At 60.0% G+C, this 23,090-nt stretch carries 26 protein-coding genes; 16 read left to right on the forward strand and 10 right to left on the reverse strand.

Annotation, left to right across the window (positions count from 1 at the left end):
- Positions 1-71 precede the first annotated feature (71 nt).
- Positions 72-851, forward strand: coding sequence for an exodeoxyribonuclease III (locus DXT77_RS04755; protein WP_119426809.1), 780 nt, complete (start codon positions 72-74; stop codon positions 849-851).
- A 63-nt stretch (positions 852-914) separates the two neighbouring features.
- Here the strand turns inward: DXT77_RS04755 and DXT77_RS04760 are convergent, their stop codons facing one another.
- Entirely contained in the window at positions 915-1,283 is a 369-nt protein-coding gene (locus DXT77_RS04760; RefSeq protein WP_007954441.1) for a DUF4870 domain-containing protein, read from the reverse strand.
- A 28-nt stretch (positions 1,284-1,311) separates the two neighbouring features.
- Positions 1,312-2,034 carry a ribonuclease PH gene (gene rph, locus DXT77_RS04765; protein WP_085708868.1) on the reverse strand — a complete coding sequence of 241 codons (723 nt, stop codon included), beginning with the start codon at positions 2,032-2,034 and terminating at the stop codon, positions 1,312-1,314.
- Between the two features lie 267 nt (positions 2,035-2,301).
- Here rph and DXT77_RS04770 point away from each other — a divergent pair, with 267 nt between their 5' ends.
- The 6 genes from DXT77_RS04770 (at position 2,302) to DXT77_RS04795 (ending at position 7,609) form a co-directional block, all read left to right on the forward strand.
- The gene (locus tag DXT77_RS04770; protein WP_007954440.1) at positions 2,302-3,165 is read left to right on the forward strand and encodes a YicC/YloC family endoribonuclease; all 864 of its coding nucleotides are present in this window, start codon (positions 2,302-2,304) and stop codon (positions 3,163-3,165) included.
- A gap of 10 nt (positions 3,166-3,175) precedes the next feature.
- Positions 3,176-3,796: a guanylate kinase gene (gene gmk, locus DXT77_RS04775; RefSeq protein ID WP_085708867.1), complete on the forward strand. Its 621-nt coding sequence runs from the start codon at positions 3,176-3,178 to the stop codon at positions 3,794-3,796.
- Between the two features lie 168 nt (positions 3,797-3,964).
- Complete coding sequence (rpoZ, locus tag DXT77_RS04780) at positions 3,965-4,228, forward strand: DNA-directed RNA polymerase subunit omega (protein ID WP_119426810.1); 264 nt, start codon at positions 3,965-3,967, stop codon at positions 4,226-4,228.
- Between the two features lie 57 nt (positions 4,229-4,285).
- Entirely contained in the window at positions 4,286-6,391 is a 2,106-nt protein-coding gene (gene spoT, locus DXT77_RS04785) for a bifunctional GTP diphosphokinase/guanosine-3',5'-bis pyrophosphate 3'-pyrophosphohydrolase (RefSeq protein ID WP_007954439.1), read from the forward strand.
- 24 nt (positions 6,392-6,415) lie between these two features.
- Positions 6,416-6,796 (forward strand): RidA family protein, encoded by a 381-nt coding sequence (locus DXT77_RS04790; RefSeq protein WP_003229509.1) that lies wholly within the window; start codon positions 6,416-6,418, stop codon positions 6,794-6,796.
- Between the two features lie 72 nt (positions 6,797-6,868).
- A complete protein-coding gene (locus tag DXT77_RS04795) occupies positions 6,869-7,609 on the forward strand; it encodes a hypothetical protein (RefSeq protein ID WP_119426811.1) in 741 nt (246 codons plus the stop codon).
- A gap of 139 nt (positions 7,610-7,748) precedes the next feature.
- Here DXT77_RS04795 and DXT77_RS04800 read toward each other — a convergent pair whose 3' ends face one another.
- Positions 7,749-8,606, reverse strand: coding sequence for an SDR family oxidoreductase (locus DXT77_RS04800; RefSeq protein WP_119426812.1), 858 nt, complete (start codon positions 8,604-8,606; stop codon positions 7,749-7,751).
- A 188-nt stretch (positions 8,607-8,794) separates the two neighbouring features.
- Here DXT77_RS04800 and exbB point away from each other — a divergent pair, with 188 nt between their 5' ends.
- The 8 genes from exbB (at position 8,795) to DXT77_RS04840 (ending at position 16,761) form a co-directional block, all read left to right on the forward strand.
- Positions 8,795-9,757 carry a tonB-system energizer ExbB gene (exbB, locus tag DXT77_RS04805; protein WP_114886334.1) on the forward strand — a complete coding sequence of 321 codons (963 nt, stop codon included), beginning with the start codon at positions 8,795-8,797 and terminating at the stop codon, positions 9,755-9,757.
- A 6-nt stretch (positions 9,758-9,763) separates the two neighbouring features.
- Positions 9,764-10,192 (forward strand): TonB system transport protein ExbD, encoded by a 429-nt coding sequence (exbD, locus tag DXT77_RS04810; protein ID WP_119426813.1) that lies wholly within the window; start codon positions 9,764-9,766, stop codon positions 10,190-10,192.
- Positions 10,189-10,938, forward strand: coding sequence for an energy transducer TonB (locus DXT77_RS04815; RefSeq protein WP_085708862.1), 750 nt, complete (start codon positions 10,189-10,191; stop codon positions 10,936-10,938). Before exbD ends, DXT77_RS04815 begins: the two co-directional genes overlap by 4 nt.
- A 175-nt stretch (positions 10,939-11,113) precedes the next feature.
- Positions 11,114-12,043, forward strand: coding sequence for a hydrogen peroxide-inducible genes activator (locus DXT77_RS04820; RefSeq protein ID WP_064379831.1), 930 nt, complete (start codon positions 11,114-11,116; stop codon positions 12,041-12,043).
- 9 nt (positions 12,044-12,052) lie between these two features.
- Positions 12,053-14,128, forward strand: a complete 2,076-nt coding sequence (gene recG, locus DXT77_RS04825) for an ATP-dependent DNA helicase RecG (RefSeq protein ID WP_007954416.1) — start codon at positions 12,053-12,055, stop codon at positions 14,126-14,128.
- A gap of 79 nt (positions 14,129-14,207) precedes the next feature.
- Positions 14,208-15,608, forward strand: coding sequence for an aminoacyl-tRNA deacylase and HDOD domain-containing protein (locus DXT77_RS04830; RefSeq protein WP_119426814.1), 1,401 nt, complete (start codon positions 14,208-14,210; stop codon positions 15,606-15,608).
- A 137-nt stretch (positions 15,609-15,745) separates the two neighbouring features.
- Positions 15,746-16,003: a hypothetical protein gene (locus DXT77_RS04835; protein ID WP_085731368.1), complete on the forward strand. Its 258-nt coding sequence runs from the start codon at positions 15,746-15,748 to the stop codon at positions 16,001-16,003.
- Positions 16,000-16,761, forward strand: a complete 762-nt coding sequence (locus DXT77_RS04840) for a Fic family protein (protein WP_119426815.1) — start codon at positions 16,000-16,002, stop codon at positions 16,759-16,761. Before DXT77_RS04835 ends, DXT77_RS04840 begins: the two co-directional genes overlap by 4 nt.
- A 36-nt stretch (positions 16,762-16,797) precedes the next feature.
- Here DXT77_RS04840 and DXT77_RS04845 read toward each other — a convergent pair whose 3' ends face one another.
- Positions 16,798-17,181 (reverse strand): SCP2 sterol-binding domain-containing protein, encoded by a 384-nt coding sequence (locus tag DXT77_RS04845; protein ID WP_119426906.1) that lies wholly within the window; start codon positions 17,179-17,181, stop codon positions 16,798-16,800.
- 587 nt (positions 17,182-17,768) lie between these two features.
- On the opposite strand from DXT77_RS04845, the gene DXT77_RS04850 reads away from it, so the two are divergent.
- Complete coding sequence (locus DXT77_RS04850) at positions 17,769-18,146, forward strand: DUF6124 family protein (RefSeq protein ID WP_119426816.1); 378 nt, start codon at positions 17,769-17,771, stop codon at positions 18,144-18,146.
- A gap of 561 nt (positions 18,147-18,707) precedes the next feature.
- Here the strand turns inward: DXT77_RS04850 and DXT77_RS04860 are convergent.
- The 6 genes from DXT77_RS04860 to DXT77_RS04885 all read right to left on the reverse strand — a co-directional run bounded on the left by DXT77_RS04860 (position 18,708) and on the right by DXT77_RS04885 (position 23,043).
- Complete coding sequence (locus DXT77_RS04860; protein WP_256662888.1) at positions 18,708-19,700, reverse strand: hypothetical protein; 993 nt, start codon at positions 19,698-19,700, stop codon at positions 18,708-18,710.
- A gap of 51 nt (positions 19,701-19,751) precedes the next feature.
- Positions 19,752-20,507 (reverse strand): lysozyme inhibitor LprI family protein, encoded by a 756-nt coding sequence (locus tag DXT77_RS04865; protein WP_119426817.1) that lies wholly within the window; start codon positions 20,505-20,507, stop codon positions 19,752-19,754.
- A gap of 2 nt (positions 20,508-20,509) precedes the next feature.
- Positions 20,510-21,376 (reverse strand): type IV pilus biogenesis/stability protein PilW, encoded by an 867-nt coding sequence (locus DXT77_RS04870; RefSeq protein WP_119426818.1) that lies wholly within the window; start codon positions 21,374-21,376, stop codon positions 20,510-20,512.
- Between the two features lie 19 nt (positions 21,377-21,395).
- Positions 21,396-21,773 carry a hypothetical protein gene (locus tag DXT77_RS04875; protein ID WP_119426819.1) on the reverse strand — a complete coding sequence of 126 codons (378 nt, stop codon included), beginning with the start codon at positions 21,771-21,773 and terminating at the stop codon, positions 21,396-21,398.
- Positions 21,774-21,801: 28 nt separating this feature from the next.
- Positions 21,802-22,284, reverse strand: coding sequence for a hypothetical protein (locus DXT77_RS04880; protein WP_119426909.1), 483 nt, complete (start codon positions 22,282-22,284; stop codon positions 21,802-21,804).
- Positions 22,285-22,410: 126 nt separating this feature from the next.
- The gene (locus tag DXT77_RS04885) at positions 22,411-23,043 is read right to left on the reverse strand and encodes a hypothetical protein (protein WP_256662889.1); all 633 of its coding nucleotides are present in this window, start codon (positions 23,041-23,043) and stop codon (positions 22,411-22,413) included.
- Positions 23,044-23,090: the final 47 nt, after the last annotated feature.

The following is a 23,090-nucleotide window of genomic DNA, read 5'->3' on the forward strand; positions in this document are numbered from 1 at the left end:
CAAATACCACGGATTTAGCTAATTAGCTTGACGCCGTGTATCATACACGCACGCGATTTTTGGGGCCATTTATGCGGATCATCAGTGTGAACGTCAATGGTATTCAGACTGCAGTCGAGCGCGGTTTGCTCAGTTGGCTGCAGGCACAGAATGCCGACGTCATCTGCCTGCAGGACACCCGTGCCTCCGCCTTTGAACTGGATGACCCAGCCTTCCAACTGGACGGCTACTTCCTTTATGCCTGCGATGCTGAAGTCCCTGCCCAAGGCGGCGTGGCTTTGTATTCGCGGTTGCAACCGAAGGCTGTCATCAGCGGTCTCGGTTTCGAGACGGCCGACCGCTACGGGCGCTACCTGCAAGCAGATTTCGACAAAGTCAGTATTGCCACCTTGCTGCTTCCTTCGGGGATGAACGGCGATGAGGACTTGAACCAGAAGTTCAAGCTCATGGACGACTTCGGCAAGTACCTGGACAAACAGCGGCGCAAACGTCGCGAGTACATTTATTGTGGCTCGCTGTACGTCGCGCAGCAGAAGCTCGACATCAAGAACTGGCGCGACAGCCAGCAATCCCCGGGCTTCCTGGCGCCGGAACGCGCCTGGATGGACGAGATTGTCGGCAACATGGGCTACGTAGATGCCCTGCGTGAAGTCAGCCGCGAAGGCGACCAGTACAGCTGGTGGCCGGACAACGAACAGGCCGAGATGCTGAATCTGGGCTGGCGCTTCGACTACCAGATCCTGACCCCGGGCCTGCGGCGCTTCGTGCGCAGCGCACGCCTGCCGCGTCAGCCTCGGTTCTCGCAGCACGCACCGCTGATCGTGGACTACGACTGGACGCTGACCATCTAAGCGTCGATTCGTGGATGCAAAAAAGCCGACATCGCTGTCGGCTTTTTTGTGGGCGAACGTTCGTTATTTGATCAGCCGCCAGGTGAACGGATAGCGGTAGGGGAAGCCTTCGTTGGCTTTCACCCCGCCGATAATCGTCAACACCAGCGCCGCAATGGCCAGCAGGCCAAACAGCACGAACCCGATAAGCAACAGCATCAGCACGAAGCAGATCATCGAAGCAATCGCCACGGTGATCTGAAAATTCAGCGCTTCCTTGCCCTGGGCATCGATAAAAGGATCCGTCTCGCGCTTCATCTGCCACAGAACCAACGGCCCGATCAGTGTACCGAACGGAATCCAGATCCCCAGCAAGGCGGACAAGTGACAAAACATCGCCCATTGGCGAACCTCCTGGCTCGGCTTGGGCAGCAATTCTTGCTCATCACTCATCGCGTCCTCCTTGCAGTTACGAACCTGCTCAGTCGGCCAGTGCAGCCGTTTGCAGTTCGAAGATCTCGTTCATGCCTTTCTTGGCCAGTTCCAGCATCGCGGTCAGCTCTTCAGGCTGGAACGGCGCGCCTTCGGCGGTGCCCTGCACTTCGATGAAGCCGCCGGTGCTGGTCATAACCACGTTCAGGTCAGTCTCTGCGGCGGAGTCTTCAAGATAGTCCAGATCCAGCACCGGTTCGCCCTGGTACATGCCCACGGAAACGGCACCGATCATTTGCTTGAGCGGGTCGCCGCCTTTCAGGCCGCCACGCTTCTTGATCACTTTCAGGGCATCGACCAGCGCAACCATGGCGCCGGTGATCGACGCGGTGCGGGTACCACCGTCGGCCTGGATCACGTCGCAGTCGACGTACAGGGTGACGTCGCCCAGCTTGGACATGTCCAGCGCGGCGCGCAGGGAGCGGCCGATCAGGCGCTGGATTTCCAGGGTGCGGCCGCCCTGCTTGCCACGGCTCGCTTCACGCTGGTTACGCTCGCCGGTGGCGCGCGGCAGCATGCCGTATTCGGCGGTCAGCCAGCCCTGGCCCTGCCCCTTGAGGAAACGCGGCACGCCGTTTTCGACGCTGACGGTGCAGATGACTTTGGTATCACCGAATTCGACCAGTACCGACCCTTCGGCGTGCTTGGTGTAGTTGCGGGTAATGCGGATCGAGCGGAGCTGATCGGCAGCGCGACCACTTGGACGTTTCATAGGAGATACCTGTACTGGGGACGGAAAACTGCGGAGCATTATAGAGCTGCGCACCGTGCCTGGGCACTGCTTAAAAATTCCGGCCGTCGTTCAAGGGCCCTGAAACGCGCTTCGCCGACGGCCTGCAGCCCTTTGTCACACCGTGTGTTTGGGCGCATCTGCCGCACTGCGCTACAATCCTGCGCCTTTGCTGCCAGTCGGCTTAAATTCATTGATATCGAGCTGCGAAGCTTCAATTCGCGCCGATCTGTATCGCGAGGTCACCCCATGGTGCACAGCATGACCGCCTTCGCCCGCGTCGAAAAAGCCGGCGTTCAGGGCACCCTGAGCTGGGAGCTGCGCTCGGTCAACAGCCGCTACCTGGAACCCCACCTGCGCCTGCCGGAATCGTTTCGCGACCTTGAAGGCGCCGTCCGCGAAGCCCTGCGCCAGGGCCTGTCGCGTGGCAAACTGGAATGCACCCTGCGCTTTACCGAGGAAAGCACCGGCAAGCCATTGCAAGTGGATCGCGAGCGCGCTGCACAACTGGTCGCCGCTGCCGAGACCGTCGCCGGCCTGATCAAGAACCCGGCGGCGCTGAATCCGCTGGAGGTGCTGGCCTGGCCGGGGGTACTGGTCGCCGACGCCACTGACCCGCAGGCCTTGAACGCCGAAGCGCTGGCCCTGTTCAATCAAGGCCTGAAAGACCTCAAGGCCGGCCGCGAGCGCGAAGGCGCGGAGCTGGCACGCCTGATCAACGATCGCCTGACCTCCATCGAGGAAGACGTGGTGACCCTGCGCGAACTGGTTCCGCAGATGCTCGCCACCCAGCGCCAGAAAGTCCTCGACCGCTTCGCCGACATGAAGGCCGAGATGGACCCGCAGCGCCTGGAACAGGAAATGGTCATGCTCGCGCAAAAGAGCGACGTGGCCGAAGAACTGGATCGCCTGAGCACCCACATCATCGAAGTTCGCCGGGTGCTGAAATCCGGCGGTGCCGCCGGCCGGCGCCTGGACTTCCTGATGCAGGAGCTCAACCGCGAAGCCAACACACTGGGCTCCAAGGCCTTCGACCCGCGCAGCACCCAGGCGGCGGTCAACCTGAAGGTGTTGATCGAGCAGATGCGCGAACAAGTGCAGAATATTGAGTAAGGCAACAGACATGACCCACAGCACCGGCACCCTGTACATCATTTCCGCCCCTTCGGGCGCGGGCAAGAGCAGTCTGGTCAAGGCCCTGACCGACGCCAACCCGGAGATCCGCGTCTCGATTTCCCACACCACCCGCGCCATGCGCCCGGGCGAAGTGGATGGCGTGAACTATCACTTCGTGAGCCGCGAAGAGTTCGTGAAGATGGGCGAGCACGGCGACTTCCTCGAACGCGCCGAAGTCTTCGGCAACTTCTACGGCACCTCGCAAAGCCGCCTGCAGCAGACCCTGGACGAAGGTCACGACCTGATTCTGGAAATCGACTGGCAAGGCGCCGAGCAGGTGCGCAAGCTGATGCCGCAGGCCCGTTCGATCTTCATCCTGCCGCCATCGCTGCAGGCCCTGCACCAGCGCCTGACCAACCGTGGCCAGGACAGCGACGAAATCATTGCCGGCCGGATGCGCGAAGCCGTCAGCGAGATGAGCCACTACGTCGAGTACGACTACCTGATCATCAACGACGATTTCGCCCACGCGCTGGACGATCTGAAAGCGATTTTCCGCGCCAATCAGCTGCAACAGAAACGCCAACAGGTACGTTTCGGCAAATTGCTGGCTGAATTGCTGGGCTGAAACAGCACTTCCCAAAACCGCTGCAAGGGCTTTACATTGGTGCTTGCAGCGCGTTGAAGAGCCTGGTCAAAAAATCAGCGCTTCCCTAATCGCTGGTGATTTTTTAAACTGTTGAGTCCGCTCGCCCAACCGGGCAGCGCGCATATTGCATTCGCTCCGAGGAATACCATGGCCCGCGTAACCGTTGAAGACTGCCTAGAACACGTGGAAAACCGCTTTGAGCTGGTCATGCTCTCTACCAAGCGTGCCCGTCAACTGGCCACCGGCGGCAAAGAGCCCCTGGTTCAGTGGGAAAACGACAAACCAACCGTAGTTGCGCTGCGTGAAATCGCTGAAGGCATGATTACCTACGAGTTCATCGCCGAGCAGGAAATCGTCCACGAAGACCCGGTCTTCGCTGCGTTCGAGGACGAGTCCAACGAGGCCGTCTAAGCCTATGCCTGGTCGACGTAGCACGGCGCGGGATCACAGCCTACGGCAGGAGTTATCATGCCGAGCATAGACGCCCTCGCCGATCGCTTATCGACCTACCTCGGCAACGACCAGGTCAACCTGGTCCGCCGAGCGTATTTCTACGCCGAGCAAGCCCACGACGGCCAACGCCGCCGCAGTGGCGAGGCGTATGTCACGCATCCCCTTGCCGTGGCAAACATTCTTGCCGACATGCACATGGACCATCAGAGCCTGATGGCTGCGATGCTGCATGACGTGATCGAAGACACCGGTATCGCCAAAGAGGCGCTGCAAGCGCAGTTCGGTGAGACCGTGGCCGAACTGGTCGACGGGGTCAGCAAACTGACCCAGATGAACTTCGAGACCAAGGCCGAAGCCCAGGCTGAAAACTTCCAGAAAATGGCCATGGCCATGGCACGCGACATTCGCGTGATCCTGGTCAAGCTCGCCGACCGCCTGCACAACATGCGCACGCTGGAAGTGCTGTCCGGCGAAAAACGCCGGCGCATCGCCAAGGAAACCCTCGAGATCTACGCACCCATCGCCAACCGCCTGGGCATGCACGCAATCCGCATCGAGTTCGAAGACCTCGGCTTCAAGGCCATGCACCCGATGCGCTCCGCGCGGATCTACCAGGCCGTCAAGCGCGCCCGGGGCAACCGCAAGGAAATCGTCAACAAGATCGAAGAATCCCTTGGCCATTGCCTCGCCATCGACGGCATCCAGGGCGAAGTCAGCGGTCGCCAGAAACACCTCTACGGCATCTACAAGAAAATGCGCGGCAAGCGTCGGGCCTTCAACGAGATCATGGACGTCTACGCGTTCCGGATCATCGTCGACAAGGTCGATACCTGCTACCGCGTGCTGGGCGCTGTACATAATTTGTACAAACCGTTGCCGGGGCGCTTCAAGGATTACATCGCGATCCCCAAGGCCAACGGCTATCAGTCGCTGCACACCACGCTGTTCGGCATGCACGGTGTACCGATCGAGATCCAGATCCGCACCCGTGAAATGGAAGAGATGGCCAACAACGGCATCGCCGCCCATTGGCTGTACAAATCCAGCGGCGACGAGCAGCCGAAAGGCACTCACGCCCGCGCCCGTCAGTGGGTCAAGGGCGTGCTGGAAATGCAGCAACGTGCCGGCAACTCGCTGGAATTCATCGAGAGCGTGAAAATCGACCTGTTCCCGGACGAGGTCTACGTGTTCACGCCCAAAGGCCGGATCATGGAGCTGCCGAAAGGCTCCACGGCGGTCGACTTTGCCTACGCGGTGCACACCGACGTCGGCAACAGCTGCATCGCCTGCCGGATCAACCGTCGTCTCGCGCCGCTGTCCGAACCGCTGCAAAGCGGCTCCACGGTCGAGATCGTCAGCGCCCCCGGCGCACGGCCGAACCCGGCGTGGCTCAACTTCGTGGTCACCGGCAAGGCGCGGACCCACATCCGCCATGCGCTGAAACTGCAACGCCGCTCCGAATCCATCAGCCTCGGCGAGCGCCTGCTGAACAAGGTGCTCAACGGTTTCGACAGCGCGCTGGAACAGATTCCGGCCGAACGCGTGAAGGCGATGCTCACCGAGTACCGTCTCGAACTGATCGAAGATTTGCTGGAAGACATCGGCCTGGGCAACCGCATGGCCTACGTCGTCGCACGCCGCCTGCTCGGCGAAGGCGAACAATTGCCAAGCCCGGAAGGGCCGCTGGCGATTCGCGGCACCGAAGGTCTCGTGCTCAGCTACGCCAAGTGCTGTACGCCGATCCCGGGCGACCCGATTGTCGGTCACCTGTCGGCGGGCAAAGGCATGGTCGTGCACCTGGACAACTGCCGCAACATCAGCGAAATCCGCCACAACCCGGAAAAATGCATCCAGCTTTCGTGGGCCAAGGATGTCACCGGCGAATTCAACGTCGAACTGCGTGTCGAGCTGGAGCACCAGCGCGGCCTGATCGCCCTGCTGGCCAGCAGTGTCAACGCGGCCGACGGCAATATCGAGAAAATCAGCATGGACGAGCGCGATGGCCGCATCAGCGTCGTCCAGTTGGTGGTCAGCGTCCACGACCGTGTGCACCTGGCCCGCGTGATCAAGAAACTGCGCGCACTGACCGGGGTGATCCGCATCACCCGCATGCGTGCCTGAGCCCACCATTACAAGGAGTCATACATGACCAAGACCGTTATCACCAGCGACAAGGCCCCGGCCGCCATCGGCACTTACTCCCAGGCGATCAAGGCTGGCAACACTGTCTACATGTCGGGCCAGATCCCGCTGGACCCGAAAACCATGGAACTGGTCGAAGGCTTCGAAGCCCAGACCGTCCAGGTCTTCGAGAACCTGAAAGCCGTGGCCGAAGCCGCCGGCGGTTCGTTCAAGGACATCGTCAAGCTGAACATCTTCCTCACCGACCTGAGCCACTTCGCCAAGGTCAACGAGATCATGGGCAAGTACTTCGACCAGCCATACCCGGCCCGCGCCGCCATCGGCGTTGCTGCCCTGCCAAAGGGTTCGCAGGTTGAAATGGATGCCATTCTGGTCATCGAGTAATGCGCACGGCGCGGCCCTTCAGGTCGCGCCGACTGCTCTGCGGTAAAGAAAAGGTTTTGAAAGGATTCCACCATGCGCAAAGCGCTTGCTCTCTCGCTGCTCGCCATTTTCCTCGGCGGTTGCGCCAGCAACCCTGCCGACCGTGACATCAGCGGCACCTGGATCAATCAGGTCGCCATCGATGCCGCCGCCAAGGGCGGCCCCCTGCGTGAAGCGCTTCAGGCCTATGGCCCGAACCTGGAATGGGACATCAACACCAAGGCCGGACAGGCCCGCTATACCAACGGTTTCGAGAACGTCGAAGGACGGCTGCAGGGCGAACAGTCCGGCGCCTGGAAAGTCGACTTCTACGGCAGCTCCGGCAGCGAGCTGAAACGCGACGGCGGCCAGTTGCATCAGGCTGCCAGCGAAAACGAACCTCAGCAGCTCTTCGATCGCGCGCAGATTCCGGTGCCGGAAGGCGCACCGATCGGCGCCAGCTTCGAACGTGCGCTGTACTCGGCCTACCTGGGCGGCAACTGGACCATCGCCAGCGGCCAGGGCGAAGGCGCCACCGTGCAATTCCAGGCTGACGGACAAGTCTCCGGCCTGCCGGGCGCCGACCGCTATGCTCTGTGCCTGGCGGGCGACTGCGCATCGATGAGCAGCGGCAACGACAGCATGTGGCTGCAGCAGAACGGCCAGGGCAACAACTGGATCTTTGTTCGCAAGGGCAAGGAGCTGGAAATTTTGCAGGCCGTGAACACGGCGCTGGCGGACGAACAACCGCAGTTCAGTCCGGGCGAACGCAAGTGGTTGCTCGAGAAGCAGTAACCCGGCTCTGAAGCTTCAGAGATCTCATGTGGGAGCGAGCCTGCTCGCGATAGCAGTCTGACAATCAACATCAATGTTGAATGTTATGACCTCATCGCGAGCAGGCTCGCTCCCACATTGACTTTGTGATGCCTGAAAGTCAGCAGCGACCTTCAAGAATCGCGGCATACCCCTCGCGATAACTCGGATACTTCGGCACCCAACCCAACGCCTTCGCCCGGGCATTGCTGCAACGCTTGCTGCCGGTTCGACGCACGCTCTCGTCTTCCGACCATTCGGTGACACCCAGATACTCGCGCAGCCACGCCACCACTTCGGCCAGCGGTGCCGGCGCATCGTCCACGCCGATGTAGACGTCATCCAGCGCCACACCCTTGCGATTCGCCTCCAGCAGAAACGCCATCAGGCCCGCCGCGTCATCGGCATGGATGCGATTGCCATACAGCGGCGGATCGACCGCCACGCGATACCCACGACGCACCTGGGTCAGCAGCCATTCACGGCCCGGGCCGTAGATGCCGGTCAGACGCACGATGCTCGCGGGAATGCCGCTGTTGAGCGCAACCTGCTCGGCCTCCAGCATCACCCGACCGGAATAACCAGCGGCAACGGTCTCGGATTTTTCATCTACCCATTCCCCGTCCTGCTGCCCGTAGACACTGCTGCTGGAAACGAACAGCAGCCGATCCGGCACTTGCCCGTAATCGTCCAGCCAGCCCAGGACATGCTGCAGACCCTGCACATAAGCTGCGCGATAACCGGCCTCGTCGTGCTCGGTCGCCGCCGCGCAATACACCAGGTAATCCACGGCACCGACCGGCCAGGTCTCGGGGCAATCTTCATTGAACAAGTCACCGGCTACACCGATAACGCCTTCCGGCAAACGTGAAACATCCCGGCGCAGGCCATACACCTGAAAGCCGGCAGTCAGCAATTGCGTGGCCAGACGGCTGCCGACATCACCGCAACCGGCGATCAAAACAGAGGGCGCGGACATCAAAAATCTCCCATCGGAAAGCGACAGACTAGCCCTGGCAGGGGACGAGCGGCTAACAATAAAGGAAAAAAAGCAACTCTATTACTTCTGTTAACAAGAATTACTTGCAATAATGCACCTCACTTTTGTTCTCGGCCTCACGAGGCCTGGAAGAGCATCACCGTTTTTCTACCTCAGGTCCGGCCAGCATGACACGCATTCAAACCCCCGCTTCGCCAACCAACCGACCTCGCGCCTGGAGCGCGGTGGCTGCCCTGCTGCTGAGCCTGATGCTGGCGCCAACCGCCGCTTTCGCTGACGCTCAGGCGCCGGCCACTCCAGCCGCCCACGAGCAGACTGCACCGGCTGCCCCTGCCGCCGCGCCGGCCGCGACCGACCCGGTTCAGGCCGTGGACGCCAGCGCCGAAGACGCGCCTGAAGTCCTCGAAGCCGACAACACCCTGGGCATGGCCCACGACCTGTCGCCATGGGGCATGTACCAGAACGCCGACATCATCGTGAAGATGGTGATGATCGGCCTGGCCATCGCTTCGATCATCACCTGGACCATCTGGATTGCCAAAGGCTTCGAGCTGATGGGCGCCAAGCGTCGTCTGCGTGGCGAAATCGCCGCCCTGAAAAAAGCCACCACCCTTAAAGAAGCCAGCGCCACTGCGGCGAAGGAAGGCACCCTCGCCAACCTGCTGGTGCACGACGCCCTCGAAGAGATGCGCCTGTCGGTCAACTCCCGCGAGAAAGAAGGCATCAAGGAACGCGTCAGCTTCCGCCTCGAGCGTCTGGTAGCCGCCTGTGGCCGCAACATGAGCAGCGGCACAGGCGTTCTCGCCACCATCGGCTCCACCGCACCGTTCGTCGGTCTGTTCGGCACCGTGTGGGGCATCATGAACAGCTTCATCGGCATCGCCAAAACCCAGACCACCAACCTCGCCGTCGTGGCCCCGGGCATCGCTGAAGCGCTGCTGGCCACCGCACTGGGTCTGGTCGCAGCGATTCCTGCCGTGGTCATCTACAACGTGTTCGCCCGCTCCATCGCCGGTTACAAGGCTCAGGTGTCCGATGCCTCGGCAGAAGTCCTGTTGCTGGTCAGCCGCGACCTCGACCACCAGCCTGAGCGCAGCAGCTCGCAGCCGCACATGGTCAAAGTGGGGTAATCGGCCATGGGCCTGCATTTGAAAGAAGGCGCAGACGACGATCTGGCCGAGAACCACGAAATCAACGTCACGCCGTTCATCGACGTGATGCTGGTGCTGTTGATCATCTTCATGGTGGCGGCTCCGCTGGCCACCGTGGACATCAAGGTCGCCCTGCCCGCCTCAACCGCCAAACCGGCACCGCGGCCAGAGAAACCGGTGTTCCTCAGCGTGAAGGCTGACCAGCGCCTGTACATCGGTGACGACGAAGTCAAAGCCGAAACCCTCGGCACCGTGCTCGACGCCAGGACACATGGCAAGAAAGACACCACCATCTTCTTCCAGGCCGACAAAGGCGTGGATTACGGCGACCTGATGAGCGTGATGGACAAGCTGCGCAGCGCCGGTTACCTGAAGGTTGGTCTGGTCGGCCTCGAGAGCGCAGTCAAGAAATGATCACGACGCGCCATAAGCTGACGCGTTACAGCGGTAGCCTGGCCGTGGTGCTGGGCGTTCATGCGCTGGCCATCGCGCTGGCGCTGAACTGGACCGCCCGCCCACCCATCGAATTGCCGCCGCAGGCAATGATGGTCGAGCTGGCACCGGTTCCGGCCCCGCCACCGCCTGCACCGCCGAAAGTCGTCACGCCACCGCAGCCACCGGCTCCGGTCGAAGAACTGCCGATCCCGAAACTGGCCGAAGCCCCCAAGGCAGAGATTGCCGTACCCAAGCCGAAGCCAAAACCCAAGCCAAAGCCGCAACCGCCCAAACCGGTTGAGAAGAAACCGGAGCCTGTGAAGGAAAAACCTTCCGAGGAAAAACCGGCGGAACCTCAGCAGACCCAGGCGCCGACGGAGAAATCCGCCCAGCCGGCGCCGGGCCCGTCGCCAGCACAACTGGCGGCCAAGGCCAGTTGGCAAGGCACCCTGCTCGCGCATTTGCAGAAGTACAAGAAGTACCCGGCAAGCGCACAGGCACGGGGCAAGGAAGGCTTGAACCGATTGCGTTTCGTGGTCGATGGCGAAGGCAACGTATTGTCGTTCGAACTGGTGGGCCGCTCCGGCAACGCCGATCTGGACCGGGCCACCCTGGACATGATCCGCCGCGCCCAACCGCTGCCCAAGCCACCGGCCGACATGTTGACCAATGGCTCGATCGAAATTGTTGCGCCGTTTGTTTACTCGCTGGAACGTCGCCGCTGATCTGCACCGGCAGAACACGGCTCGATCCCGCCAGAAAGGCACCGAAAGGTGCCTTTCTCATATCTGCCAACGGCAAACCGGCATTGCCCGGTGTCGCATTCATCACTCAGTCTGATAACGTGCGTCTATCGATTGCAGCCGGTATGCTTGGCCCGCATCTTCATGGACGCTTGCTATGACTCTCACAGAATTACGCTACATCGTCACCCTCGCCCAAGAGCAGCATTTCGGCCACGCGGCCGAGCGTTGCCACGTCAGCCAGCCGACCCTGTCGGTGGGCGTGAAAAAGCTTGAAGACGAACTCGGTGTGCTGATTTTCGAGCGCAGCAAAAGCGCCGTGCGCCTGACTCCGGTCGGCGAAGGCATCGTCGCCCAGGCGCAGAAAGTGCTGGAGCAGGCCCAGGGCATCCGCGAACTGGCCCAGGCCGGCAAGAACCAGCTGACAGCCCCGCTGAAAGTCGGCGCGATCTACACCGTCGGCCCGTACCTGTTCCCGCACCTGATTCCGCAACTGCACCGGGTCGCCCCGCAGATGCCGTTGTACATCGAAGAAAACTTCACCCACGTGCTGCGCGACAAACTGCGCAACGGCGAGCTGGACGCGATCATCATCGCCCTGCCGTTCAACGAAGCCGACGTGCTGACCCTGCCGCTCTACGACGAGCCGTTCTACGTCCTGATGCCGGCCCAGCACCCGTGGACCCAGAAAGAATCCATCGACGCCGCGCTGCTCAACGACAAGAGCCTGCTGCTGCTCGGCGAAGGTCACTGCTTCCGCGATCAGGTGCTGGAAGCCTGCCCGACCCTGACCAAGGGCAACGACGGCGCCAAGCACACCACGGTCGAATCCAGCTCGCTGGAAACCATTCGCCACATGGTCGCGTCCGGCCTGGGCATCTCGATCCTGCCGCTGTCGGCGGTGGACAGCCATCACTACGCTCCGGGCGTGATCGAAGTGCGTCCGCTGTCGGCACCGGTGCCGTTCCGCACCGTGGCCATCGCCTGGCGCGCGAGCTTCCCGCGGCCTAAAGCCATCGAGATCCTCGCCGACTCCATTCGCCTGTGCTCGGTTGCCAAACCCGCCGCGCCGGTTACGGCCGGTTAAGCCAGCGTCATGACGGAGCTGTCGCAGGTCTCGGTCACCGCACTCAAGGGTGTCGGTGAAGCCATGGCCGAGAAACTGGCCAAGGTCGGCCTGGAAAACCTCCAGGACGTGCTGTTCCACCTGCCGCTGCGTTATCAGGATCGCACCCGCGTGGTGCCGATCGGCGCGTTGCGGCCGGGGCAGGACGCCGTGGTCGAAGGCACCGTCAGCGGCGCCGATGTGGTCATGGGCAGGCGTCGCAGCCTCGTCGTGCGCTTGCAGGACGGCACCGGCGGACTGAGCCTGCGCTTCTACCACTTCAGCAACGCGCAGAAAGAAGGCCTCAAGCGTGGCACGCGGATTCGCTGCTACGGCGAAGCCCGGCCCGGCGCCTCGGGGCTAGAGATCTACCACCCGGAATACCGCGCCATCAACGGCGACGAGCCGCCGCCAGTGGATGAAACCCTGACTCCGGTCTACCCGCTGACCGAAGGCCTGACCCAGGCGCGCCTGCGCCAGTTGTGCATGCAGACCCTGACCCTGCTCAAGCCGGCCACCCTGCCCGACTGGCTGCCGACCGAACTGGCCCGCGACTATCAACTGGCGCCGCTGGCCGACGCGATCCGCTACCTGCACAACCCACCCGCCGATGCCGACGTCGACGAACTCGCCCTCGGTCATCACTGGGCCCAGCATCGTCTGGCCTTCGAAGAACTGCTGACTCACCAGCTATCGCAGCAGCGCCTGCGCGAAAGCATGCGTTCCCTGCGCGCACCGGCGATGCCGAAAGCCACCAAGCTGCCGGCGAAATACCTGGCCAACCTCGGCTTCAACCCGACCGGCGCTCAGCAGCGGGTCGGCAACGAAATCGCCTACGACCTCAGCCAGCACGAACCGATGCTGCGGCTGATTCAGGGCGACGTCGGCGCGGGCAAAACCGTGGTCGCCGCCCTTGCCGCGCTGCAAGCGCTGGAGGCGGGTTATCAGGTCGCACTGATGGCGCCGACCGAGATCCTCGCCGAGCAGCATTTCATCACCTTCAAACGCTGGCTCGAACCGCTGGGCATCGAGGTGGCATGGCTGGCCGGCAAGCTCAAGGGCAAGAACCGCGTAGCCGCGCTGGAACAGATCGCCAGCGGCACGCCGATGGTGGTCGGCACTCACGCGCTGTTCCAGGATGAAGTGCAGTTCAAGAACCTCGCGCTGGTGATCATCGACGAACAACACCGCTTCGGCGTGCAACAGCGTCTGGCACTGCGGCAGAAAGGCGTCGGCGGGCGCATGTGCCCGCATCAATTGATCATGACCGCCACGCCGATTCCACGGACGCTGGCGATGAGCGCCTACGCCGACCTCGACACCTCGATCCTCGACGAACTGCCGCCGGGTCGAACCCCGGTCAACACCGTGCTGGTCACCGACACCCGCCGCGTCGAAGTCATCGAACGGGTGCGCAGTGCCTGCGCCGAGGGTCGTCAGGCCTATTGGGTGTGCACGCTGATCGAAGAGTCCGAAGAGCTGACCTGCCAGGCCGCCGAAACCACCTTCGAAGACCTCACCGCCGCCCTCGGCGAGCTAAAGGTCGGGCTGATCCACGGCCGCATGAAACCCGCCGAGAAAGCCGCCGTCATGGCTGAATTCAAGGCCGGCAACCTGCAACTGCTGGTTGCCACCACCGTGATTGAAGTCGGCGTCGACGTACCCAACGCCAGCCTGATGATCATCGAAAACCCCGAGCGCCTCGGCCTCGCGCAACTGCACCAGTTGCGTGGCCGCGTCGGTCGGGGTAGCGCGGTCAGCCACTGCGTGCTGCTCTACCATCCGCCGCTGTCGCAGATCGGCCGCCAGCGCCTGGGCATCATGCGCGAGACCAACGACGGTTTCGTCATCGCCGAAAAAGACCTCGAACTGCGCGGCCCCGGCGAAATGCTCGGCACCCGCCAGACCGGCCTGCTGCAATTCAAGGTCGCCGACCTCATGCGCGACGCCGATCTGTTGCCCGCCGTGCGCGATGCCGCCCAGGCCTTGCTCGAACGCTGGCCTACCCATGTCAGTCCGTTGCTCGACCGCTGGCTGCGACACGGGCAGCAATACGGCCAAGTGTGAGCACCGTCGCAGTTTCTCAAAGCTCGTTCCAATCAAGCTGGTTATACTCCAGCAATTGTTTCAAAAACGGATACAGACCATGACCGAAGCTGCTCTCGCCCCCGAACTCCCGCACGCTCCGTCTGTTATTCGGCTGCTGCTCAACAAGCTGGGCGTCGCCTACGAAGAAGTGCTCGACCACCACGGCCTCAACGCCTCGCGCAAAGTGCAGGCCGTGTTGCTGGACGACGCCGTCGGTGCGCTGATGGTGCTGTTTCCACAGAGCCAGTTGCTGGATCTCAACCGCCTCGCCGAGCTGACGGGCCGTCGCCTGACCGCCGTGTCCACCGAGCGCCTGGAAAAGATGCTCGGCAAACACAGCCTGAGCCTGCTGCCGGGCCTGCCGGCGCTGACCAGCTCGCCGTGCCTCTACGAAGAAAGCCTGCTGCGCGAGCCGAAGTTGCTGATCAACTCCGGCGAGCCGGGCCTGCTGCTGGAAATCGCCAGCGAAGACTTCAAGACCATGCTGACCAAGGCCAGCGCCGCCAACTTCGGCGAAGCCCTGAGCAGCATCCGCCCGAACCTCGACCGTCCGGACGATGACCGCGAGGAAATCACCCAGGCCGTGCAGGCGTTCACCGCGCGGCGCATCCAGCAACGTCTGGAAGCGACCATCGAGATTCCGCCGCTGGCCGAAACCGCACAAAAAATCATCAAACTGCGCGTCGACCCGAACGCCACCATCGACGACATCACCGGCGTGGTCGAAACCGATCCGGCGCTGGCCGCGCAAGTGGTGAGCTGGGCGGCGTCGCCGTACTACGCCTCGCCGGGCAAGATCCGTTCGGTGGAAGACGCGATCGTCCGCGTGCTGGGCTTTGATCTGGTGATCAACCTGGCGCTGGGCCTGGCCCTCGGCAAGACCCTGAGCCTGCCCAAGGACCATCCGCAACACACCACGCCGTACTGGCAGCAGTCGATCTACACCGCCGCCGTCATCGAAGGCCTGACCCGCGCCATGCCGCGCGCCCAGCGTCCGGAAGCCGGCCTGACCTACCTCGCCGGCCTGCTGCACAACTTCGGTTACCTGCTGCTGGCCCACGTGTTCCCGCCGCACTTCTCGCTGATCTGCCGCCACCTGGAGGTCAACCCGCACCTGTGCCACAGCTACGTCGAGCAACACCTGCTGGGCATCAGCCGCGAACAGATCGGCTCCTGGCTGATGCGCTACTGGGACATGCCGGACGAACTGGCCACCGCCCTGCGCTTCCAGCACGACCCGAACTACGACGGCGCCTACGCCGAATACCCGAACCTCGTCTGCCTGGCCGTGCGCCTGCTGCGCAGTCGCGGCATCGGCTCCGGCCCGGATGAAGACATTCCGGATGCGTTGCTGGAGCGTGTTGGTTTGACTCGCGACAAGGCTAATGATGTGGTCAGCAAAGTGCTTGAGGCGGAAGTGCTGCTGCGGGAACTGGCTTCGCAGTTCAGCCAGGCTTAAAGCACTCTTCGGAACGTCAACCAGGGCCTGTTTTGATTGCAAATAGGGCCCTGGTTCCACAGATTTCGGTCACTTTGCCAGCAACGACAGCAAACAAGCGCCCTGCTATGATTTGACGGCAATCAGAGGAATTTCCGATGACCCAAACAGATGCTGTCAGCGTTGCAAGCGAAGTTCGCAAGCTAGCCAAAGACAACAAGGTTACGGCCAGACGTGACGGCATGAGTCGTATGGCCGTGGGCATTACCCGTTTGGCTGGCGATGTCGTCGAGCTGGATGGCATCGAACAGTTGCTCGTCAACCTCAAGAGAAAAGGCGTTCTGAGCAAATCTGAAATCCTGGCGCTCCAAGGTCGCTATCTTCAGGAAAGGCGTGCACAGAAACGTAGCGCATGACTTTCGATCCATTCGGCGACTTCGAGACGGCTGGATATCTTCAAAACTCGCTGCAACTGAAAGATCCCGTTGAAGTAAAAGAGTCAGAGCATCTTTCGTTCGAATTGAGTATCGAAGAGGCGCTTGCCTATCTGGCCAAGAAAAAGCCAATCGATTACCAGACTGTACTCAAGGTTCACGAGATCCTGTTCTCAGGCTTCTATCACTGGGCAGGAAAAGACCGGAACGAGCTCGTCCCCCACCTGGCAGTCTTCAAGGGCTCTCTCGACGACCCTCGCAGCACCGTCTTCGAACGCCCGGACTCCATCAAAATGTCTGTCGACTATGCGTTCAAGCTCGCAGCAGACCAGAAACGCTTCAGAGACCATCCCGGTGGAGTGATGGGCCAGCTGGCTTTCGCACACCCCTTCCTGGACGGCAATGGACGCGCGATTCTATTGGTCTTCATGGAACTCTGTTATCGAGCCGGGTTCGCCATCGACTGGTCAAGAACAAACAAAGACGACTACTTGCGGGCCCTCAGCGACGAGATCCGAGAGCCTCGCGAAAGGCATCTCGATCACTACCTCAACCCGTTCGTAGTCGATATATCCAGTCGTGACGAATGGCCAGAGACCATCAGTGGCATCCGAGGCCTGGATGGCCTGGACAAGGAAGACATCACTTACGAGAACCTGAACAACCCGAAAGTCCAGCAGATCTACAAGACATACCGGGCCCAGCCCCTGGACGCCGAGCCTCCCGAGCCCGAAAACTGAAGAGGCCGGCCTGTCCCGGCAAACTGCCTGAAAGCCCTATGCCTTCGGCTTGGCCTTCCGCGGCTTCAAATACTTCATCAACCCCTGAAACCACATCACCAGCGCCGGATTCCCCTTGAGCTGGATCGACTTGTCCTGAATCCCCTGCATGAACACCAGCTGCTTGTTCTTCGCCTGCATCGTCGCAAACCCGAACGCCGCGTCTTTGAAGGCAATCGCAAACGCCGGCTCCGCCACCACCCCGGACTTGCTGGTAATGCGCTGGTCCTTCACCACGAAATGCCGCGCCACTTTCCCGTCCAGAGTCTGTAGCTGAAACACCAGATCCTTGTCACCCAACTGTTGCTGGAACGCAGGATTTGTCCGACTGGCCTTACCCATCAACAGACCCAGCATCCACAGAAGAAAACGAAATTTCATGCGCACAGCCTCAAAAGGAAAATGAACGGCTGGGGGAGTGTAAGGGATTCGGACGGATTCGCCACTATCTTGGATTGATAGAAGACGATGCATGGCTTTTCCTGAAAGATGACTACCAAGTCACGACTTCGCTCTCAGGACTTGATCGTTCCCACGCTCCGCGTGGGAATGCATCCCGTGACGCTCCGGGTCACACCATCCACCCGTCCTACACCTGAAGAAACACATTCCTGTAGGAGCTGCCGACAGCAGTGGTTTCTTGTTCCTCTACCCCGCAATTCCTTGGGAAATGTCCTTCAAACTGCGGTGCTGTCCATGAACTAGGCAGGCTGGACCATCGTCGATAGCCTCTGTGTGTCGCCGCAAAATCGGTGACTCGGACGTGCAAGTCCGATGGGGCACACAATCGCTTATGGCAATTCATCGGGCATTTTCCTATGCTCGCGGGTCGTTATGGCGGCTGTGCGTCGGAGACCTTCGGGTCTGCCGGGCACCTGGACCGGTCTTGCACACCAACGCACAGCTGCCACCTATTTCGAAGTGCAAAGCGAATGGGTGTCGGCCTCACAACTCCAGGAAGCTGCGCAATGATCAAACCAACACCGAATCCCCCCGAAATTCCAGAAAACCCGGAAACCTCCCCCTACGAATCCCTCGATTCAAAGAAACTCCACGAAGCCGCCGAACGCGCCCTCGACCACCACTTCAAACCCAGAGTCTCACGCCCCAAACGCCTGGGCGGCCTGTTCGCCCTCTGCCCCAACGCCGACGCCGAAGCCCTCATGGCCAACGCCTCCGAAGACCTCCTGTCCATCAGCGCCATCGCCGCCAACCTGGCCGACGACCTCGACGGCCCCCGCCGCTCGATGGCACTGGGCCTTAGCAGAATGGCGGACGGCGTGCGGTTGATGGTGGAAGGCACGCTCGATCACATTGAGTTTCGGGAGTATCAGGCCAAGCCGTAGCTGAATCGCGGGTGGAAAAAAAGGGGACGTTGAGTCCCCTTTTCTCATGATTTCGGGATCACCACTGGCAACCCGTCTCAGGTGAAAAATCTATCCCGAAATCTTCCTCGAATGAGTACTTCTTCCCAGACTTGTAGTTCGTGTAGACCATGCTGTAGACACGGGCACCCTGACTGACCATCTCATATTCACCTGTCAGAGCACCTTCGGAGACCTCCACCCAAGTCGTCGTGAATTCATACGGTCGATCCTCTGCCAGGATTTCTTGCTCGGTGTTCCGATGCACAAGCGTAATAAATCGCTTGGACTGCCTATACCGGACACCCACCCCACCCCATGTGGACACGGAGTCGTGATACGTCCTGAACTCAAAATTGATGTTCTTACCTTCCGACGAACGAAAACAGCGAACCTCGGTTGTGAGTTCCCCATAGGCAGCTAAAGGACAGAGCGATAGCGCAACCAAAGGCAGCACAGACAAATACTTCAAACTGGTCGTTCCTTAAGCGGTAGGTGATAACCACAAAACTGCATGGCAACCGTTCAGATGATTACGAAGCGCTAGAGCGAAAAGTCCAAAACCTCTTCAAGCACCCAGCACGCCCCTCGAACAAACCGATACTCGAAGACATAATCGGTATCCGGTTTCTGCAGGATGGCGACGGCGTGATCACCCTGCTCTTCCTTGACAGTCAACGTCAGGCCCTGAGCCTCTCGCTTCGCCAGATCCGGCATGATCGGGAACTTGAGCTGATCACCGCTGAGGCTGCTTTTTTGCATCTCGGGCTCGGGATCACCGGCCACAGTCGTGACCATTTTCAGCGGCTGCTGGACGAAGGCTTTCTGCACGTCCGCGCGTTCAGAGAAGACTGAGAGAAATGTAGAAAAGTCGGGTGAGGGGCAAGCGGCACTGGCCTTGTCACCCTCGGTTTTGAGTGGCTTCTGACGGTTGCCCTGATCCAGTTTCGAATCCGAAATCATCCTTCCATCCAGGTCCGCCAAGTACTTCTTGATGCTCGCCGCATCCTTGTAAGCACACACGACTTCTAAGCCATCTTCCCGATTTATACCGTCAAGGCAGTTCTGCAACTCAGGGTCTGGCGGGTCACCCCGAAAGAACTGCAAAGCCAAGTGGTCGCCGTCCTTGAAGAGCGGCAGTTCCAGCACCGAATAGGAATCTCCTTCGAAAGGCTCGTGCAGAACTTTGTGTTTTGTCAGGACAAACATGGACTTCCCCGCTCGCTCAGGGAATTTGCGCTCGAAGAAGAACACCGAGGCAATCTGTTCGCCTTCAACCTTCCACACATAATTCAGCGAAGGTTTCACCGCATTCGTGGGCGCGTAGAAAATCTCGGCATCAGGCACATGCACGTCTCTAACCTGATCCTTAAGGTTGTTCTTCAAAAAGAACACCGTGATCTTTTGATCACCCAACGAAGCAACCACCGGGGGATGCAGTTCTCCGATGGTTTGTAGGTCACTTGCCGATGCCGGCTGAGTCGACAAGCCGACGATGAGCCCGAGCACACCAAAACAACTTAAGAGCCTGTTCAATTCCGATCACTTCCCTGCTGATCAATCTTTTAAATATTTACGCTTTTGGTTTCACGATGACTCAGGTGCGCCACATTTCAGCTCTTTGATCTGCTCGTTCTGAATCGGAATCACACAGGCGAGGCGCGTGTCTGCGCCCCCACGAAGCTCAAACAAGCTAAGCGTCACATGCAAACCGTCGTCCGCAAATACGTGATCCTCAAACCCGGCATAGCTATAACCCGACCTGAACGACTTGCCGTCAAAACTGCAAAAGCGCCTGGACGACAACACCCTCCAATTGCCGTCCGGCGCAAGAATTTGCACATCGAGGCACGGACTACCAAACGTGGTGACATAACGAGCAACAACACCACCAAAGCGTTGAGAGGCAGAGTTGGAAACCTTGGCGACATCGACCACTTCACTCGGATCATCCGGCGCGACAGTGTCCAGATAAGCGGCTCGCTCCAGACTCATTCTGGCGATGCAGTTATTGGTCAGCGTGGCATATGCCTTGGATCCGGTTTCAGTCTCTATGGCTTCGAGAGGGCATGTGGTGTCGCGCAACTTGATCCACGCGCGTTGCGAGTCTCTGGCCATGGCCATGTAAGCCTTCGCTTGTTCAGGCTGACGCTTCCATTGAGACTCGAATCGAGTCATCAATAGTTTGTAGCTGGCATTGAGTTTTGCATCGGCACTCTTGCGGTCGGCTTCCACGCATTGGTCGTATTGCCAGCTCACCGTGATGACTTTGCAGTTGTCCTCAGCGAGCGCGATTGAAGCGGACAGCAGGCCTAAGGACAACGCGATAAAGCGCACAAACATGTTCAATTTTTCATTCCCTGAATGACGGACCGCTCAACTACGCGTTGAGGTATTTTCTGCGCCTTGCCGTCCGCACTCATCGCGTCGCGGTACTGGTTGTAATAGCGCTGCGCTTCATCTTTGCGATCAAGGCGCCAGAGTGAATCGGCGATGTTCAACATCAGCACTGTGCGTTTACCGACGGCCTCAACGCCGCGATAAAACTTCAGTGCAAGTTCATCGTTACCGCCCTCGGCCAGGTAGAAACCCCAGTCGTTGAAAGCCTGAACATTACGTGCCGGTGGATGGCACGCCATGTAGGAATCCGGACTTAGAAAGTTCAGGTTCGATTCGATCGATTGTGCGCGGGACTGCGTTGACTTGATGCCCACGACATACTTCAACAAGTTCTTTGGAGACTCGGTCTCCAGGGCGGGTGTGAACACTTCGCCGTCTTCGGAAACCCACTGATTGCCCAACCACTTGCCGAGACAAAAGCGAGGAGAACGCTCAGCCAGCACGCAACCCGTTTCCATTGAAATCACATCGCAATGCTGTTGCGAATGCAGCGTTTCTTTACCGTCCTCCTCCGTCAACATCCCGAAGACCACCGGGTCGAGCAATAGAGTTTTCTTGTCAGGACTGAGCCACTCCGGGTGTGAATCGGCGCCAATATCGACGCCAAAGAGCGGAAAGGTTTTCCCATTGGCGGTGAACCATGCAGTCGCCGAATCCACACCGGGCATCGTCCACTCTGTAGCCCTAAACGACACCGTGTTCCCGTTGACACCGACTATTGGCGGGTCTTCGGCAAAGGCGCTCATAGCTCCGAACAGACAGCCGATCATCGATACCCACCTAAGGCTGCCCGCGAGAAGATGCTGATTCATGGAAAATTCCCTTTTGCCGTTAACCGGCCTGTTGCCCAGCCAGGCACTTTGCGTAGCCGTCGGCGAATTTGGTATCGAATGACAGTTCCACCGGCTCTTCCAGTTCAGCCGAGGTGTTGAGCAACACCCGAGTGGCCGGGGTGTATTTGATCCAGCCGATGGTGCCGGTGCCGTCCGTATCAAACAGCAACCGGGCTCGCACCATTTCACCGTCGTCTTCATCAATCAGCAGGTTGACGTTGTCCTTGCCGACATAGCGAAACGGGAAGTTGCTGCTCCTGACCATTTCGGTGAGATAGCCGTAGCAACTCCCGGCTTCGGCAGTTGCCGGAATGGCGTAGGTGAGGGGCAACAGTAGAAGTGCACTCAGCATGGGCCGAATGGAAAAGCGGTTCATCCAATCATCCTTAATCAAACAGCGGCGATCACAAATCCTTGAACGTCAGCAGCCGGAACTCGTTGTTCACAAACTCGAAGTAGCGGGTCCTGTAGCGGCTTTCCAGCTCATTACCCTGCGCGTCCTCTTCGGTATCGGCCGCAATGCCGGAAACAATGAGCAAACGGCTTTCGGGCTTGCTCGACAGGCTGAAGGTATTGCCGTCGTATGCATTCGGCAGTCCGCCGACAACCTCCCCCGTGCGCGCATCCAGCACTTCGCCGCAAATGGCACTGCCACCACAACCGACTCGGTACAGGATGTAGTGGCCGGCAAAGTTGACCTTGCCTTTGAGTGCCTGTGCACGAGCCTTATCCATCATCGAGTTGCTGTGTTCTTGCGGCACCGGTTCATGATTAGTGCCGGCGAACACTGGGGAGACGGTGTAATCCTTGAAGGCCGGGTTGGCGGCGTAAGCCACGGACGTGGCAATGACCAAGAGACTGCCGAGTAGAACTGAACATCCTTTCACGCTGTAACTCCGTTCGGTCATCGCAGGCTTACTCAAAAACCATGCTGCGCACCGCTGTTTTGATTTCTTCAAATCCTTCGACGCTGATCGCCAACGGGGTCGCCGAGCCTGATGCTGCCGAGCCGATCAACACGCTTTCGCCGCGCAGCAGGCAGAACGCGACGCGGGTGATGTGCCGTCGTGACTTGTCGTGGAAGCCGAAGATGAACCCCGAAGACTTCTCTCCACCCAATCCTCGAAGGTGTATCTGTTCTTGGGCCCTGCCAGCGACGTAGGCTCCCAACCATGATCGGTCAGGGTCGCCGGGCATCTACGGTCGTTGTCATCACGCAGGAGTTGTAGAGCAATGGAGTCATTTTCCGGAGGCTTCCGGGCGGTGAGCAAGGAGAAGCTATCAGCGCTTTCACACACCGCACCAAACCATGGCTGGCTCAAGTTACCGGACTTCTCGAAATGCCAGTCATAGCCACTCGACGTTTCCGCCTGCCACATGCCAGGTGCGTTGGCCCGAGTGGGCAGTTGTTTGTCCGCGACGAACACCAGATAAAAGCTTTCGAACGTCAGCCATTGATCCTGTAACAGCGGCATGGAGAACCGGCATGAGCCCAGCTCGACAGCTGCCTGGACAGGACCGTGCGCAACAGCTGACTGGCCCGACTTATCACCAACCACAATGGCATCGGCGGCCACGGCCGTCTGTACCAGAGCAATACAGCCGAGTAGCGAACCCAGCAGCCATGAAGGCTTGATTAAACCCATCAATCCATATCCCTGTGCATAACGTTATCGACCACTTCTTGACCGCC

The sequence above is a fragment of the Pseudomonas sp. 91RF genome, assembly GCF_003576265.1.
Taxonomy (GTDB): Bacteria; Pseudomonadota; Gammaproteobacteria; order Pseudomonadales; family Pseudomonadaceae; genus Aquipseudomonas; species Aquipseudomonas kribbensis.